Origin of the sequence: Candidatus Terasakiella magnetica (assembly GCF_900093605.1) — a bacterium.
In the GTDB taxonomy this organism is placed as follows: domain Bacteria; phylum Pseudomonadota; class Alphaproteobacteria; order Rhodospirillales; family Terasakiellaceae; genus Terasakiella; species Terasakiella magnetica.
On sequence record NZ_FLYE01000023.1, the window covers coordinates 131,071 to 145,235 of the forward strand.

Here is a 14,165-nt window from a genome sequence, read left to right on the forward strand (position 1 = left end):
TAGGGTTTTATGAGGGGCATTTTATGTCTTCGAGACCTTGAACTCGGCTATTTCGTTCTTAAGTCCATTGAGTAAGTTCTAAAGGAGATGACATGAAACAGGCACCAATTCCTGAAAACGAGAAAGAGCGATTAGCCTCTTTGAAACGAATGGATTTGTTATCAACCGCCAGGGAAGGGGACTTTGACCGGGTGACTCGCACGGCGCAAAAGTTTTTTCAAACCGAAATAGCACTGGTGTCTTTAATTGATGAGGGACGCCAGTGGTTTAAGGCCCGTTGTGGACTTGATGTGAGCGAAACACCACGCGATATCTCTTTTTGCGGTCATGCCATCATGGGGGAGAAAACCTTTGTTGTTGAAAATGCCTTTGAAGATGAACGTTTTGCCGATAATCCGTTGGTAACAGGCGGGCCTGAAATTCGCTTTTATGCAGGCCACCCTTTGACCAATCAGGAAGGCTATCGCATTGGTACGCTTTGTATCATCTCACCAAAACCCAGAACATTTAGTGAGGAAGATGGGCAGACTTTGCGCGATTTGGGCCGCATGATTGAAATTGTTATGGAAAATCGTGCGTTAAATGAGCTGCAAACAAGCTTGCTCCATTCTTTAGAAAATACCGAACGCGATACCATGATTGATCCCTTAACAGGGGTATGGAATCGAGAGGGTTTTGATGACTTCTTTTCCAGAGAGACTTCACGCGCTTTGCGTGATGGGACCTCTTTTGGGGTGGCCTATGTGGACCTTGATCATCTTAAAAAAGTTAATGAGGCCTATGGTGAAAAGGCTGGGGATGATGCCCTTAAATTAACCGCTTCCATTTTGGTGGATGCATCGCGCGCAACAGATGTGGTTGCCAGAATGGGTAGTGAGTTATTTGCTTTAATTATTGATGATATTGATGAACTGACCCTGCCAAGCTTGGGTGAAAAATATTTAAGGAAATTTCGCCGCCGTGCAAAAGTTGAAACGGAACAAGGATGTTGTAATTTCACTGTGAGCATGGGCATGGTTTATGTAAATCCAGCCATTGATGTGGGGGATTTACAAAGGGTCGTGTTAGACCAAGCCGATGAAGCCTTGCTTAGCGCCAAGAAAGCAGGACGTGATTGTTTTAAAATCAAGGATTTCCAAGAAGAAGTTCTTCGCTCCTTGGCGATCTCTTAGAAACTATCCCAAAGAAAAAGGCCCTCATGAAGAGAGCCTTTTTTATGCGTCATACTGATATAGAATAGTATGAATTAGTCTTTGGCACGCTCAACGTAAGTACCGTCCATTGTGTTAACCACAATGCGTGTACCCGCTTCAATATGCGGGGGGACAAGAACTTTAACGCCATTGTCCAAAATAGCCGGCTTATAGGAGGAAGACTGTGTTTGGCCTTTTACAACTGCATCGGCTTCAGCAATGGTGAAAGTCATTTTTTCTGGCAGCTTAACGCCGAGAACTTCACCTTCGTAAGACTCGATCTCAACCGTGATGCCATCTGTCAGGTATGGTGCTTGTTCTTCAAGTAAGAAGCTATGGTTGGCTTCGATCTGCTCGTAGGTTTCATTATCCATGAAGGTCAGCAGTTCGCCATCGCTATATAGATATTGATATTCTTTTTGCTCAAGGCTCACGCGATCAACGGTTTCAGAAGCACGAAAACGCTCGTTAAGTTTTGTGCCGACACGAATGTCTTTGAGCTCAACCTGATTAAAGGCACCACCTTTACCCGGTTTTACCGCTTGGCATTTAACTGCGCGCCACAGGGCGTTTTTATGATTAATGACATTACCCGGGCGAATTTCGTTACCGTTGATTTTCATTGTTCTCGATGTCCTGAAAATAAAGAATGAATTTGCGCGCAACCTAACAGGAAGTTGCCTTTAAAGCAATTATGAGTTCAAAAGGGCTGTGAATTTTTTAACGGCCTCTTCAGGCCCGTCTGGGTGGTCCCACACACCACCACATACAGCGATAAAATCGGCACCGGCCTCTAAAAGAGGGGTGGCGTTTTCATCTGTGATACCGCCAATGGCAACACAAGGCACTTCAAACATGGAGGTCCACCATTCTAAAATCCAGGGCTCTGCCTTGGATTTAGGCTCTTTTGTCTGTGTGGGGTAAAAGGCACCAAAGGCAACATAATCAGCACCTTGTTCACCAGCAACCATAGCCATATGTTTTGAATCATGGCATGTCATCCCGACAATGGCATCCTTGCCCATAATCTCACGGGCTTTTTTATAAGGGGTATCTTCTTGGCCCACATGGACGCCATCACACGCGAGTTCTTTAGCCAGTGTTGGATTGTCGTTTAAGACAAAGGCGATATCGCGATCTTGCACAATAGGGCGCAGTACCGCACAGGCCTTGCGGATTTCATCATCTGAGGCCTCTTTTAGGCGCAGCTGTACGCAAGATACATCTCCTGCATCCAGTGTGTTTGCCAAAGTCTTTGCAAATTCATCAAGGTCAAATTTAGGCGGGGTGATGAGGTAAAGCTGCTGTGTCATAGGTTATAGGCCTGTGTTTGCCATGGCAATGGAGGTGTCCAACATGCGGTTTGCAAAACCCCATTCATTATCATACCAAGCTAAAACCCGCACAAAGGTGCCGCCAATGACACTGGTTTGGGTCAGATCAAATGAAGAGGAATTGGGGTTATGGTTAAAATCAATGGAAACAAGCGGCAGCTCATTGGCCCCAAGTACGCCTTTTAAGCGCCCGTTTGCAGCCTCAACAATAGCGCTATTGATTTCTTCCACACTAGTTGCGCGCCCCGCATCAAAGGTGAGATCAATGAGGGAGACATTGGGGGTGGGCACGCGGATTGCGCAGCCATCAATTTTGCCGGACAGTTCTGGTAAAACAAGCCCAAGTGCTTTGGTCGCACCCGATGTGGTCGGGATCATGGACATATTGGCTGCACGTGCGCGGTGTAAATCTTTATGAAGCTTATCAACCGTATGCTGATCACCCGTATAGGCATGAACCGTGGTCATGTAACCTTTTTCAATACCCACAAGCTTGTGCAATACATCAGCCACAGGGGCGAGGCAGTTTGTGGTGCAAGAGGCATTGGAGACGATTTTATGCTCATTTGTTAATTGATCATGGTTAATGCCATAAACAACTGAGAGGTCAGCATTTTTACCCGGTGCAGAGATCAAAACCTTTTTTGCCCCGGCATCAAGGTGGCCTTGGGCTTGGGACTTTTCTTTAAACAAGCCCGTGCATTCATAAACGATATCGATATTAAGCTCACCCCATGGCAGGTCTTTGGGGTTGCGCTCTGCCGTGCAGGTGATGGATTTCCCATTAACCGTGATGGTGTTATCTGTGGCAGACACATCTGCTTGAAGTACCCCATGGACAGAATCGTATTTAAGCAGATGGGCGTTGGTATCAACCGGGCCGAGATCATTGATGGCGATGAGCTCAATATCGTCACGCCCGCTTTCGATCAAAGAGCGCAGACAGAGACGGCCAATACGACCAAAACCGTTAATTGCGATGCGAAGTGCCATGATCCCCTCCCTTAAGGAAACAGTTAGTATTACTTAAGAATCCTATAGCATGGAGTTCATCTTGAAAACTAGGAAGAGTTAAGAAAATCACATGAGCAGGGGTAATTAAAAATACTTTTCACTCTGTTTCGCCGCTTGCCTCTTGCCCAATGGTGGATTTTTTGTCATTACCTTAGGCTTGGAATTTTCCACTAACTGCATATGGGGCGACTCTTTGTCCGGTTCTGCACAGGTTTCACCACGGATTTTGTCTGCATTTGAGCGACTCGACACTGCAATTAATCAATTGCAAAAGGCGTGCGATTCGCAAAAAGACAAAGTTGATGTGAGCGAAGTTGATAAACTGCATTCTCAAGTTGAAGGATTGCAGCAGGATAATCTTGCCTTGTCTGTAGCCCTAGAAGCCCATGCAGAAGCCGATTATGACACCCAGTTTGATCAGCTAAATGAAAAGCTTGGTGATCTTGAAGGCATGAATGCCTTGTTGGAAGAAAAGAATAGTTCCTTAAAAGAAATGAATAGTGATTTTTCAACGCGTTTGGAAAAGCTCATCGGTAATGTCGAACAGGTTTTACAGGAGGAGGAATAATGGCTTCTGTTTCTGTAACCATTAACGGGCGACGCTATGAAATCGCCTGTGAAGAAGGCCAAGAAGCACAACTGGCCCGCCTTGGGCGTTATGTGGATGATCGTGTGCGCCAATTGGCAGCCGCGGTTGGGCAACTGGGGGACACGCGATTGATGGTGATGACCAGCTTGTTGCTTGCTGATGAACTCAGTGAAAAAAATGACGAGCTGGAATCATATAAGGTGGAGCATAATGCCGCCGTGCGTGACCATAAAGATGAAGTGGTTGCGGATAAGCTGGACCGTATGACTGCGCGTATCTTAGAAATTGCAAAAACACTTGAAGGTGATGATCCGCTGGTTTTTGAGGCTGGTGAGTCACAAAGCGTGGATGATACTTCAGAAGAAACGTGACATTTTCACAAAGACTGACTATATAGCGTTTTGTGAGGCTGCGAAGTGCGTAGGTGTTCATGAGTCCCCGGGGCCAATAACGATACCATAGGGAGCTGTCCCTGTTTACCTCGTGGGGTAATTACACGGCGCCCACCTGCTTTGGCAGGCCTATGGTGGACCTAGTAAATATCACGGCTTATGTGGCTTCACTCTAATTTTTAAAACCCATGGGGGTTATGTGCTGGATCTGGATGATCAAAAAGCGCAGTTGCGCACAAAAATGTTGTTTAAGCGGAAATCAATTTCCCTAAGCGGGCAGGATGTGCGCCTTAAAGAGACTTTTTTTTCCACCGACCTTTTTACCGATTATAAAAAAGTTGCGGCTTATTGGCCCATGGCAGGGGAGCTTGATGTTCGCGCGCTTTTACATGCGCTTTCGGCTGAGGGCCGCACCTGTGCCCTGCCCATTGTGAAAAAAAAACATGCTCCCTTGGTGTTTTTGCACTGGCAAACCGGAGATGTGTTGATCAAAGGTGCCCATGGCACACAACAGCCCGAACCAAGCGTCGCTGAACTTATCCCTGACCTTGCCCTCGTTCCCTTATTGGGGTTTGATCAAAAAGGCGGGCGTCTTGGGTTTGGCGGGGGCTATTATGATCGCACGCTTGAGGCTTACCCCCAGATTAAAACCATCGGGGTTGCTTTTGATGAGCAGGAAGTCGACCACATCCCCATGGATGTGTTTGATCAAAAAATGGACTGGATCCTCACCCCCACACGGGTTATTGAAATTCAAGAAGAAAGTTAAAGGACAGATAAATGCGTTTTATGTATTGCGGTGATGTTATGGGCAAAAGTGGTCGCAAGGCCATCTTAGACGGCGTGCCGCAATTGCGCGAGCGTTTGGGCTTGGATTTTGTCATCGTCAATGGGGAAAACTCAGCCCATGGTTTTGGCATTACGCGCAAGATTTGTGATGCTTTTTACGATGTGGGTGTGGATGTGATCACCACTGGTAACCATGCGTGGGACCAACGCGAGGTCATGAATTTTATTGATGACGAACCCCGCCTGTTGCGCCCGCTGAATTACCCAGAAGGGACACCGGGGCGCGGCATCAATGTCTATGAGCTTGCTGATGGGCGAAAGTTCTTTGTGGCTCAAGTCATGGGGCGTTTGTTTATGGACCCGCTTGATGATCCGTTTTCCATGATCTCGGCTGTTTTGGATAAGCACGTATTGGGTAAGGATATCCATGCAGGCTTGGTCGATATCCATGCAGAAGCCACCAGTGAGAAAATGGCCATGGGCCAGTATCTGGATGGGCGTGTTTCATTGGTGGCCGGCACCCATTCCCATATCCCCACAGCGGATGCGCAGATTTTACCCCAAGGCACAGCTTATCAGACAGATGTAGGCATGTGCGGGGATTATGACAGTGTAATCGGTATGGAAAAGACCGTGCCTATTGAGCGTTTTACAAAAAAGATCAGCGGTCGCCTCTCTCCCGCTGAGGGTCCGGCAACCCTATGCGCTGTTTTTGTAGAAACCGATGATAAGACGGGCTTGGCAACGCGTGTATCGCCTGTGCGCATCGGCGGGCGTTTGATTGAAATCGTGCCTGAAGGCTAAGCTCGCTTTTATAAATTAAGCATAAAAAAAGAGGCCCGCTGGTTAAAAGCGGGCCTCTTTTTTCGTTTATGTACAGCAAACTGAACTTAGTTGCTGCGAACTTGTTGAAGGAATTGTTGTACAACACCTTTAAGGGAGTTCGCTTGGGAGTTCAGCCCGCTGGAAGCTTCCAGAACCAAGTTGGCAGCGCTACCCGTTTCTGCTGCAGCCAAGTTCACATTTTCAATGTTCTTGGTTACTTCGACAGTACCGTTTGCCGCTTCTTGAACGTTTTTGGAAATCTCAACCGTTGCCGTACCCTGTTCTTCAACAGCGATGGAAATACTGGATGAAATATCGTTCATATTGTCAATGGTCTGGGCGATGCTGCCAATGGCACCAACCGCATTACTTGTTGCAGACTGCATGGCATCGATCTGTTCGGTGATCTCTGCTGTTGCACGCGCTGTTTGGTCAGCGAGGTTTTTCACCTCAGAGGCCACAACCGCGAAGCCTTTACCTGCTTCACCTGCGCGCGCCGCCTCAATGGTGGCGTTTAGGGCAAGGAGGTTGGTCTGTTCTGCAATTGATGTAATCAACTCGACAACTTCACCCACTTTATTGGCTGCTGTTGAGAGGCTTTCAACCGTGCTTGTTGCCTGTTGGGCTTCATCTACAGCACCTTTGGCAATATCGCGTGATTGTTCAACTTGGCGAGAAATCTCACTAATGGAAGCAGAAAGTTCTTCCGCCGCAGAAGCAACAGTTTGAACGTTGCCTGTGGCATGTTCAGCCGCGGTTGCTACCACGTTGGATTGCTCAGACGTATCAGCTGCCGTAGAAGACATGCTTTGAGCTGTGACTTCCATATCTTGGGCTGCTGTGCCAACGGCTTCCACAACACCAGAGACATTGCTTTCGAAATCGTCCGCCATTTTATTGAGAACAACGCGTTGCTTTTCTTCAGCCTTGCGCTGGTTTTCAGCTTGTTCGTCACGAAGACGTTCAACTTCTTGGGCGTTTTTGCGGAAGATACGCAGGGCATCTGCCATTTCACCCACTTCGTCAGAACGTTTATCCTTAAGGATTTTCACCTGAAGGTTACCTTCAGCCAGAATGTGCATCACTTTTGTCATTGCCGCAATCGGTGTGGCAATGTTGCGTGCAACCACAAGGCCGATGACGATTACCACAGCAAGGGTCAGGCCCGCACCAACGATGATGAAGGTACGCATTTCATGAACGCTTTCCAGAACCTCATCTTGGGACATTTCAGCAACCACGCCAAATGTATGCCCCATGAATTTAAGGGGTGCGTAAGCGGCAAAAACGTCATTGCCTTGATAATCGGTTGTTTCAACAATACCGGATTGACCTGTTAGAACTTGTTGAACCGCATCATTATCGATTTTCTGTTTCAGGATGGTTTTGTTTTTCACATGGCGAAGGTCACTGCGCAGCAGCTTGTCTTTACCAATGATGTAAGTTTCACCCGTTTCGCCAAGACCGCGTGGGTTTTGCATGACTTCATCAATTCGCTTGATCGGCATGCGCACTACAAGAGCACCGACAAATTCGTCTTCTTCGTTTTTAACCGGGCTACCCATGAAGCTGGCAGGTTTGTTGTCAGCTGCATAGATGGAGAAATCAGTGAGGGTGACATAGTCTTCATCATCACCGTGATCTTTAATATCTTTGAAAACCTTACCGAAAGCTGTTTTGTTCCACTTACCCGTTTCAAGATTGGTGGCAAAATCGGCCGTCTTATAAACGGAATAGATCACATTACCTTTGGCATCTACAATAAACAGGTCATGATAGTGACGTGATTTTGTAAGGGGGCGAAACCAAGCGTGGTAACGCTCGTGCGTGTCGTGATAGGCATCTTCCGTATCACCGCGCCACAATTTATCACGCTCTGTCGCTTTATGCGGGTTACTTGCAACATATTGCTGTTGCAGGAAGTCGGTCGCATTGCCGTGCTCAGCACCAACATCTTCATAATCAACGGCAAGCTCAACCAAGGCGTCTTTCACCATCTGGTTGCTGGACAGGATACCTAAATCTTGCTGAATACCTTCAAGCAGGTTTTTAATTGCGGCCTTACGGCTATCAATCAGGGTTACCATATTGTCTTCTGCCACAACGGTCATGTTGTCGGCGGATTTGAAATAGGCAAGCATTCCGGTGATCAAAATTGACACAAGAGTTAAGACAACGAGAATTGCCGGAAGTTTTACTGAGATTTTGATATTCGACAGAGTCATTTAAATATCCGTTCTTATTGGTTTAGCCTCAAACCTGCTGGTACAGCTTTAGTGACATTTTTATTTGGCGGGAAAAATATAAATATCCCCGTCACGTTTATTGCACATTAGATAGGCGTAATTATAGAAAAAAAACGTGACTTAGCTCAAAGTAAACGTCGTTTTTTCAAATATTTAACCTAACTATCGTAATGGTCTTGTACGAAAGTAGTATCATAAAATTGTTAACCGATACTTTAGTGAAAAAAATGAAATGATTCAAGCTGTGCGTTGTTTGTTGAGGCCAACCTGTGCTAAGAGAATCCCCAGAGATGCAATTCTCATCATTTTCTATATAAACCAAAGATTAAGTGTAGGATCATGGCAGGCCATTCCAAGTTTAAAAACATCATGCACCGCAAAGGCGCGCAAGACAAAAAACGCGCTAAAGAATTTGCAAAATTATCCAAAGAAATCATGGTTGCAGCCGGGATGGGAACGCCTGACCCGGATATGAACCCGCGTCTTCGTACCGCCATTGCGGCAGCGAAAGGCGCCTCCATGCCTAAAGACAACATCGAGCGGGCCGTTAAAAAAGGCTCAGGCGAGATGGATGGCGATAATTACGTTGAAATGCGCTATGAGGGCTATGGCCCCGGTGGCGTTGCCGTTATCGTTGAATGTCTGACCGATAATAAAAACCGTTCTGCCTCTGATGTGCGCTCCACATTTACAAAACGTGGCGGCAACCTTGGTGAAACTGGTTCTGTTGCGTTCTCTTTTGCACGTCGTGGCTTAATTACATATGCTGCTGATGTAACAGATGCAGACACCATGTTTGAAGCTGGCCTTGAAGCAGGGGCGACAGAAGTCGAATCTAGTGATGACATTCACGAAATTTCTTGTGAGCCCGATGAGCTGCACGCCGTTCTTGATGAATTGGTGAAACAGTTTGGCGATGCCAAAGGGGCGTCACTGGATTGGAAACCAACCAACACAACAGAACTTGATGCGGATAAAGCAGAAAGCCTGATGGGGTTGGTTGAGGCACTGGAAGATTTGGACGATGTTCAAGAAGTCTTCACCAATATGGAAGTGTCTGACGACGTCATGGCAAATCTGGCAGGCTAATTCATGCGATTATTGGGGTTGGATCCGGGGTTGCGTATCACCGGATGGGGCATCATCGATATTGATGGTAACCGAATGAGCTATATTGCTGATGGTGCGATCAAGACAAATGCCAAACTTCCCCTCGCTGAACGTCTGGTGCAGCTTTATGAAGGGATCGAAGAGGTGATTAAACGCTTCGGTCCCATTGAAGCAGCCGTTGAAGAAACCTTCGTGAATAAAAACCCCAATTCAACCTTGAAACTGGGCCAAGCCCGCGGTGTGGTGATGTTGACACCCGCACGTGCGGGCCTAAATGTGTGTGAATATACCCCCAACCAAGTAAAGAAAACCGTGGTGGGGGCAGGCCATGCGCAAAAAGAACAGGTCCAGATGATGGTGAAAACACTTTTACCTGCGGCAAAAATTGAAAATGCCGATGCAGCAGATGCACTGGCGGTGGCCATATGCCATGCCCAGCATCGCAACACACCGGATAAATGGGGAGCCTTGAAATGATTGCGAAATTAAAAGGCCTTGTGGATAGTCTGGGTGAAGATTGGGTTGTTCTGGATGTGAATGGGGTGGGCTATCTTGTGTTTGCCTCCTCTAAAACATTGGCAAAATTAGCCAAGGTGGGGGAAGCCTGCTCGCTTTTGATCGAAACCCATGTGCGCGAAGACCATATCCATCTTTATGGTTTTGCCGATGCGGCTGAGCGTGACTGGTTTAAACTGCTCACAACTGTACAAGGGGTCGGGGCCAAGGTTGGTCTGGCACTTTTATCGGCCTTATCTGCTGAAGATATCGTTCATGCCATTGCCGCGCAGGATAAAAAAGCCCTGACACAGGCCAACGGGGTCGGGCCAAAAGTGGCAACGCGTATTTTAACTGAATTAAAAGACAAAGCCGGTGCCATTGCCTTAAGCCCAACATCCTCAGCAGGTGCCGATAGCTCTTCACAAGGAGGGACGCCAAGCTTTGGTGGGGCACCAGTGGAAGCAGCCTCTGCTTTGGTTAATTTGGGCTATGGTCGCTCAGAAGCCTTGGCTGCGGTGTCTAAGGCCAATAAAAAGCTTGGCGGGGAAGGGCAGTTACAAGACCTGATCCGTGAAGCCTTGGCGGAGTTATCTTTATTATGATGATGGACATATATCATGTATGATGAGGAAGAACGCGTCGTCTCTTCTGAGCGCAGTATGGAAGATAGTCCTGAAAGTTCTTTGCGCCCTTTGGCCTTGGAAGAATTTATCGGTCAAAAACAGGTGCGCGAAAATCTAAGGATTTTTGTTGAAGCGACAAAAGTACGTGGCGATGCCATGGACCATGTGTTGTTTTATGGCCCCCCGGGCTTGGGTAAAACCACCTTGGCGCAGATTGTCGCGCGTGAGCTTGGTGTTGGCTTTCGCGCAACCTCGGGCCCTGTAATTGCAAAAGCGGGTGATTTAGCTGCGCTGTTGACCAATCTTCAGGCGCATGATGTGTTGTTTATTGATGAAATTCACCGCTTAAACCCTGCGATTGAAGAAGTGCTCTATCCCGCTATGGAAGATTTCCAGCTGGATTTGATCATTGGGGAGGGGCCAGCTGCGCGTTCTGTGCGTATTGATTTGCCGCCTTTTACCCTTGTGGGGGCAACCACGCGCTCAGGCTTAATCACAACGCCACTTCGTGATCGCTTTGGTATTCCGCTGCGCATGAATTTTTATGAAGTTGATGAATTAGAAGAGATCGTTACGCGCGGTGCGCGCATCATGGATATGGAAATGACGTCTGATGGTGCCCATGAAATTGCCAAACGCGCACGTGGAACGCCACGTGTCGCCGGGCGCTTGCTGCGCCGGGTACGTGACTTTGCCATGGTTGCAGGGGTAAGTCCGGTGGATGCAGCCTGCGCCGATGGGGCTTTAAACCGTTTAGAAGTGGATCATCGCGGTCTTGATGAAATGGACCGACGTTATCTTAAATGTATTTGTGATAATTACGGCGGTGGTCCTGTGGGGGTTGAAACCATGGCAGCAGCCCTTTCAGAACAACGCGATACCATTGAAGAAGTGATCGAACCTTATTTGATCCAGCAAGGGCTTTTAATGCGCACACCACGCGGGCGCATGCTCTCAGAAATGGCCTATCGTCATTTGGGCCTTGAAGCCCCAAAGGGACGCGAGGCTGCCCAAATGGATTTACTTAAAAGGACTGACAAGGAATGACACAAGGCCGCCTAGAGGGTTCAACATTCATTTTCCCCATCCGTATTTATTATGAAGATACGGATGCGGGCGAGATTGTGTATTACGCCAATTATTTTAAGTTTGCAGAGCGTGCGCGCACGGAATTTTTGCGCCATTTTGGCATTAAACAGTCAGAATTATTGGAAAATGATCGCATTGCCTTTGCGGTGCGCAAAGCCGAAGCAGATTATCGCAAACCCGCCAGATTAGACGATTTACTTGAAGTCCATACAGAGTTGGTCAAGCTGGGCGGAGCCTCGCTTGAGATGGAACAACAACTTAAACGTGGTGAAGAGACTTTAGTTTCTGTAAAAGTTCGGGTAGCTTGTATTCACCTTGAAGGGCGTCCTATGCCCATTCCGCAAAATATACGGAAAATTTTCAAAGAGATGTTAGGGGAAAACCATGGAAGCTAACGTGGTCGAAGCCGCGGTATTGGCAGGGTCTGTCACAGCGCCGGATTTAAGTATGCTTGGTCTATTTATGCGTGCAGATATTGTGGTTCAGGCTGTGATGGTCGGGCTGTTGCTGGCCTCTATCTGGTGTTGGGCGATTATTTTTGACAAGGTTGTGCGCCTGCGCAAGCTCAATAAACTCGCCGATGGCTTTGAAGATAAATTCTGGTCGGGCCAGTCCCTTGATCAGCTTTATGATGCGCAAGGCAACCAGCCCAAAGACCCGATGACAGCTGTTTTTGTAACCGCCATGCGCGAAGTACGTCGCACGCAGGCCAAAAACAAAAATAGTGGTGATGAAATGCGCACGCGCTTGCAAGACCGTGTGGATCGCGTCATGCAAATTACGGTTGGTCGTGAAATGGAACGTGTTGAAAAAAGCATGACATTTCTGGCTTCAACAGGTTCCACGGCCCCCTTTATTGGCCTGTTTGGAACGGTATGGGGCATTATGAATGCCTTTACCGCCATTGCCCAAACCAAAAATACCACGCTCGCGGTTGTGGCCCCTGGTATTGCAGAAGCTTTGTTTGCAACGGCCCTTGGCCTGGTTGCGGCGATCCCGGCTGTAGTTGCTTATAACAAACTCAGTCGTGATCTGGATCGTTATGCTGGTCGCCTTGATAGTTTTTCTGGCGAATTTGGTGCAATCCTGTCTCGTCAACTGGATGAAAAGAAGTAAGGACCATGGGGGCTTCTTTAAATCAAAGACGCAATAAAGGCCATTATGGGCGCAGACGGTCTTCAGCACAAATGTCTGAAATCAACGTCACGCCCATGGTTGATGTCATGCTGGTGTTGCTGGTGATCTTTATGGTGACCGCACCTTTGCTTACTGTTGGAGTAGAAGTTGATCTGCCCAAAACAAAAGCAGGTGAAATTCAGGGCCAAGATGAGCCTTTGGCGGTCAGCATTGATAAAGATGGCAATTATTTCGTTCAGGACACACAGGTTGAACTGACAGGTCTTGCGCCGTTATTGCTTGAAATCAGCAAGAACAATCAAGATGTGCGTATTTTCGTGCGTGGTGATGAGAATATCGATTATGGCACGGTGATGCGGGTCATGGGTGTTCTCAATCAGGCTGGCTTTACCAAGGTTGCGCTGATTGCGCGCAATCCTGATACTAGTAAAAAGAAATAATAATATCTGATGCGCAGCAGTCTTTTCATATCGTTTCTGTTTCACGTTTTTGTGATTCTGGTGGCTTACTTCGGTATTCCGTTGTTGCCCGATAATGAATTGATTGTGGAGCCACCTATTGTGGTGGAAGTCGTCAATATTGATGATATCTCAAATGTGCCAGCCCCAACGCCTAAGGCAAAAAAGCCGGACGTGAAAAAGCCTGAGCCGAAAAAAGCAAAGCCCAAGCCACCACCGCCAGCCCCTGCCAAGCCCGAGCCGGAACCAGAGGCCGAAGCTGAGATCATTCCGGATAAAAAGTCCAAGCCAAAGCCAAAGAAAAAAGAGCCTAAGAAAGAGGTTTCTAAGCCTAAGCCACGGGTAAAAACGGTGAAGCTGGCCAGAAAGCCCAAGCCCCCGAAAAAGAACGATTTTGATTCTTTGATGAAAAACCTCGCCCCAACGTTGAAAGAAACGCCCAAGGTTGTGGAAAAGAAAGAACAAGAGCAGTTCAAACTGGATGATTTGGCAAAAGAAATTCAAGAAGCCATTAAAAAGCCAAGTAAGTTTAGTGATCCTAATAAAAAGGTGAGCATGTCGGAAATTGATGCGCTTCGCCAACATATTGCCCAATGCTGGAACCCGCCCATTGGGGCGCGTGAGGCTGAAAACCTCAAGATTGAGATCGAAGTGACCATGAACCCGGATGCCACACCACGTGCGGCCTCTATTGGCTCGCGCAGTAACTTATCTGACCCGTTTTATCGCGCAGCTGCTGAAAGCGCGCTTCGGGCGGTAAACAACCGCCGCTGCTGGCCTTATCCGCTTTCTCCAGAAACATATGGTCAATGGCGCGACTTGACACTGGTCTTTGACCCGCGCGAGTTGCTTGGGCTTTAAGTCATGT

At 47.6% G+C, this 14,165-nt stretch carries 17 protein-coding genes and 1 other RNA gene; 14 read left to right on the forward strand and 4 right to left on the reverse strand.

Annotation, left to right across the window (positions count from 1 at the left end; genetic code table 11):
* The first annotated feature begins 92 nt into the window (after positions 1 to 92).
* Positions 93 to 1,172: a sensor domain-containing diguanylate cyclase gene (locus MTBPR1_RS09920; RefSeq protein ID WP_069188852.1), complete on the forward strand. Its 1,080-nt coding sequence runs from the start codon at positions 93 to 95 to the stop codon at positions 1,170 to 1,172.
* Positions 1,173 to 1,246: 74 nt separating this feature from the next.
* On the opposite strand, the gene efp is transcribed toward MTBPR1_RS09920, so the two are convergent.
* The 3 genes from efp to gap all read right to left on the reverse strand — a co-directional run bounded on the left by efp (position 1,247) and on the right by gap (position 3,520).
* The gene (gene efp / locus MTBPR1_RS09925; protein ID WP_069188853.1) at positions 1,247 to 1,816 is read right to left on the reverse strand and encodes an elongation factor P; all 570 of its coding nucleotides are present in this window, start codon (positions 1,814 to 1,816) and stop codon (positions 1,247 to 1,249) included.
* A gap of 69 nt (positions 1,817 to 1,885) precedes the next feature.
* Positions 1,886 to 2,506: a thiamine phosphate synthase gene (thiE, locus tag MTBPR1_RS09930; RefSeq protein WP_069188854.1), complete on the reverse strand. Its 621-nt coding sequence runs from the start codon at positions 2,504 to 2,506 to the stop codon at positions 1,886 to 1,888.
* Between the two features lie 3 nt (positions 2,507 to 2,509).
* On the reverse strand, positions 2,510 to 3,520 hold the full coding sequence (gene gap, locus MTBPR1_RS09935; RefSeq protein WP_069188855.1) for a type I glyceraldehyde-3-phosphate dehydrogenase: 1,011 nt from the start codon (positions 3,518 to 3,520) through the stop codon (positions 2,510 to 2,512).
* A 214-nt stretch (positions 3,521 to 3,734) separates the two neighbouring features.
* On the opposite strand from gap, the gene MTBPR1_RS09940 reads away from it, so the two are divergent.
* From MTBPR1_RS09940 to MTBPR1_RS09960, 5 genes are all read left to right on the forward strand, one after another.
* Entirely contained in the window at positions 3,735 to 4,109 is a 375-nt protein-coding gene (locus MTBPR1_RS09940) for a hypothetical protein (protein WP_069188856.1), read from the forward strand.
* Positions 4,109 to 4,501 carry a cell division protein ZapA gene (locus MTBPR1_RS09945; protein ID WP_069188857.1) on the forward strand — a complete coding sequence of 131 codons (393 nt, stop codon included), beginning with the start codon at positions 4,109 to 4,111 and terminating at the stop codon, positions 4,499 to 4,501. The genes MTBPR1_RS09940 and MTBPR1_RS09945 overlap by 1 nt, the downstream gene beginning before the upstream one ends.
* A 32-nt stretch (positions 4,502 to 4,533) precedes the next feature.
* Positions 4,534 to 4,694: non-coding RNA, 6S RNA (ssrS, locus tag MTBPR1_RS09950), on the forward strand.
* Between the two features lie 27 nt (positions 4,695 to 4,721).
* Entirely contained in the window at positions 4,722 to 5,291 is a 570-nt protein-coding gene (locus MTBPR1_RS09955; protein WP_126465162.1) for a 5-formyltetrahydrofolate cyclo-ligase, read from the forward strand.
* A gap of 11 nt (positions 5,292 to 5,302) precedes the next feature.
* Positions 5,303 to 6,115 carry a TIGR00282 family metallophosphoesterase gene (locus MTBPR1_RS09960; protein WP_069188858.1) on the forward strand — a complete coding sequence of 271 codons (813 nt, stop codon included), beginning with the start codon at positions 5,303 to 5,305 and terminating at the stop codon, positions 6,113 to 6,115.
* 86 nt (positions 6,116 to 6,201) lie between these two features.
* Here MTBPR1_RS09960 and MTBPR1_RS09965 read toward each other — a convergent pair whose 3' ends face one another.
* Complete coding sequence (locus MTBPR1_RS09965) at positions 6,202 to 8,361, reverse strand: methyl-accepting chemotaxis protein (RefSeq protein WP_069188859.1); 2,160 nt, start codon at positions 8,359 to 8,361, stop codon at positions 6,202 to 6,204.
* Between the two features lie 360 nt (positions 8,362 to 8,721).
* On the opposite strand from MTBPR1_RS09965, the gene MTBPR1_RS09970 reads away from it, so the two are divergent.
* Genes MTBPR1_RS09970 through MTBPR1_RS10005 form a run of 8 tightly spaced genes read left to right on the forward strand, consistent with a single transcriptional unit; the run spans position 8,722 to position 14,158 of the window.
* Positions 8,722 to 9,471 carry a YebC/PmpR family DNA-binding transcriptional regulator gene (locus tag MTBPR1_RS09970; RefSeq protein ID WP_069188860.1) on the forward strand — a complete coding sequence of 250 codons (750 nt, stop codon included), beginning with the start codon at positions 8,722 to 8,724 and terminating at the stop codon, positions 9,469 to 9,471.
* A 3-nt stretch (positions 9,472 to 9,474) separates the two neighbouring features.
* Positions 9,475 to 9,969 (forward strand): crossover junction endodeoxyribonuclease RuvC, encoded by a 495-nt coding sequence (gene ruvC, locus MTBPR1_RS09975; RefSeq protein ID WP_069188861.1) that lies wholly within the window; start codon positions 9,475 to 9,477, stop codon positions 9,967 to 9,969.
* Positions 9,966 to 10,592 carry a Holliday junction branch migration protein RuvA gene (ruvA, locus tag MTBPR1_RS09980; protein WP_069188862.1) on the forward strand — a complete coding sequence of 209 codons (627 nt, stop codon included), beginning with the start codon at positions 9,966 to 9,968 and terminating at the stop codon, positions 10,590 to 10,592. The genes ruvC and ruvA overlap by 4 nt, the downstream gene beginning before the upstream one ends.
* 15 nt (positions 10,593 to 10,607) lie before the next feature.
* The gene (gene ruvB / locus MTBPR1_RS09985) at positions 10,608 to 11,660 is read left to right on the forward strand and encodes a Holliday junction branch migration DNA helicase RuvB (protein ID WP_069188863.1); all 1,053 of its coding nucleotides are present in this window, start codon (positions 10,608 to 10,610) and stop codon (positions 11,658 to 11,660) included.
* The gene (ybgC, locus tag MTBPR1_RS09990; protein ID WP_069188864.1) at positions 11,657 to 12,097 is read left to right on the forward strand and encodes a tol-pal system-associated acyl-CoA thioesterase; all 441 of its coding nucleotides are present in this window, start codon (positions 11,657 to 11,659) and stop codon (positions 12,095 to 12,097) included. The genes ruvB and ybgC overlap by 4 nt, the downstream gene beginning before the upstream one ends.
* Complete coding sequence (gene tolQ, locus MTBPR1_RS09995) at positions 12,087 to 12,818, forward strand: protein TolQ (protein WP_069188865.1); 732 nt, start codon at positions 12,087 to 12,089, stop codon at positions 12,816 to 12,818. Before ybgC ends, tolQ begins: the two co-directional genes overlap by 11 nt.
* A gap of 5 nt (positions 12,819 to 12,823) precedes the next feature.
* Positions 12,824 to 13,279, forward strand: coding sequence for a protein TolR (gene tolR / locus MTBPR1_RS10000; RefSeq protein ID WP_069188866.1), 456 nt, complete (start codon positions 12,824 to 12,826; stop codon positions 13,277 to 13,279).
* Between the two features lie 9 nt (positions 13,280 to 13,288).
* Positions 13,289 to 14,158 (forward strand): hypothetical protein, encoded by an 870-nt coding sequence (locus MTBPR1_RS10005; protein ID WP_069188867.1) that lies wholly within the window; start codon positions 13,289 to 13,291, stop codon positions 14,156 to 14,158.
* Positions 14,159 to 14,165: the final 7 nt, after the last annotated feature.

Excerpts from the sequence above, each read along its gene's own strand:
- MTBPR1_RS09920 (WP_069188852.1), top strand. The coding sequence starts at position 93 with ATGAAACAGGCACCAATTCCTGAAAACGAGAAAGAGCGATTAGCCTCT.
- efp (WP_069188853.1), bottom strand. The coding sequence starts at position 1,816 with ATGAAAATCAACGGTAACGAAATTCGCCCGGGTAATGTCATTAATCAT.
- thiE (WP_069188854.1), bottom strand. The coding sequence starts at position 2,506 with ATGACACAGCAGCTTTACCTCATCACCCCGCCTAAATTTGACCTTGAT.
- gap (WP_069188855.1), bottom strand. The coding sequence starts at position 3,520 with ATGGCACTTCGCATCGCAATTAACGGTTTTGGTCGTATTGGCCGTCTC.
- MTBPR1_RS09945 (WP_069188857.1), top strand. The coding sequence starts at position 4,109 with ATGGCTTCTGTTTCTGTAACCATTAACGGGCGACGCTATGAAATCGCC.
- MTBPR1_RS09960 (WP_069188858.1), top strand. The coding sequence starts at position 5,303 with ATGCGTTTTATGTATTGCGGTGATGTTATGGGCAAAAGTGGTCGCAAG.
- MTBPR1_RS09965 (WP_069188859.1), bottom strand. The coding sequence starts at position 8,361 with ATGACTCTGTCGAATATCAAAATCTCAGTAAAACTTCCGGCAATTCTC.
- MTBPR1_RS09970 (WP_069188860.1), top strand. The coding sequence starts at position 8,722 with ATGGCAGGCCATTCCAAGTTTAAAAACATCATGCACCGCAAAGGCGCG.
- ruvC (WP_069188861.1), top strand. The coding sequence starts at position 9,475 with ATGCGATTATTGGGGTTGGATCCGGGGTTGCGTATCACCGGATGGGGC.
- ruvA (WP_069188862.1), top strand. The coding sequence starts at position 9,966 with ATGATTGCGAAATTAAAAGGCCTTGTGGATAGTCTGGGTGAAGATTGG.
- ruvB (WP_069188863.1), top strand. The coding sequence starts at position 10,608 with ATGTATGATGAGGAAGAACGCGTCGTCTCTTCTGAGCGCAGTATGGAA.
- ybgC (WP_069188864.1), top strand. The coding sequence starts at position 11,657 with ATGACACAAGGCCGCCTAGAGGGTTCAACATTCATTTTCCCCATCCGT.
- tolQ (WP_069188865.1), top strand. The coding sequence starts at position 12,087 with ATGGAAGCTAACGTGGTCGAAGCCGCGGTATTGGCAGGGTCTGTCACA.
- tolR (WP_069188866.1), top strand. The coding sequence starts at position 12,824 with ATGGGGGCTTCTTTAAATCAAAGACGCAATAAAGGCCATTATGGGCGC.
- MTBPR1_RS10005 (WP_069188867.1), top strand. The coding sequence starts at position 13,289 with ATGCGCAGCAGTCTTTTCATATCGTTTCTGTTTCACGTTTTTGTGATT.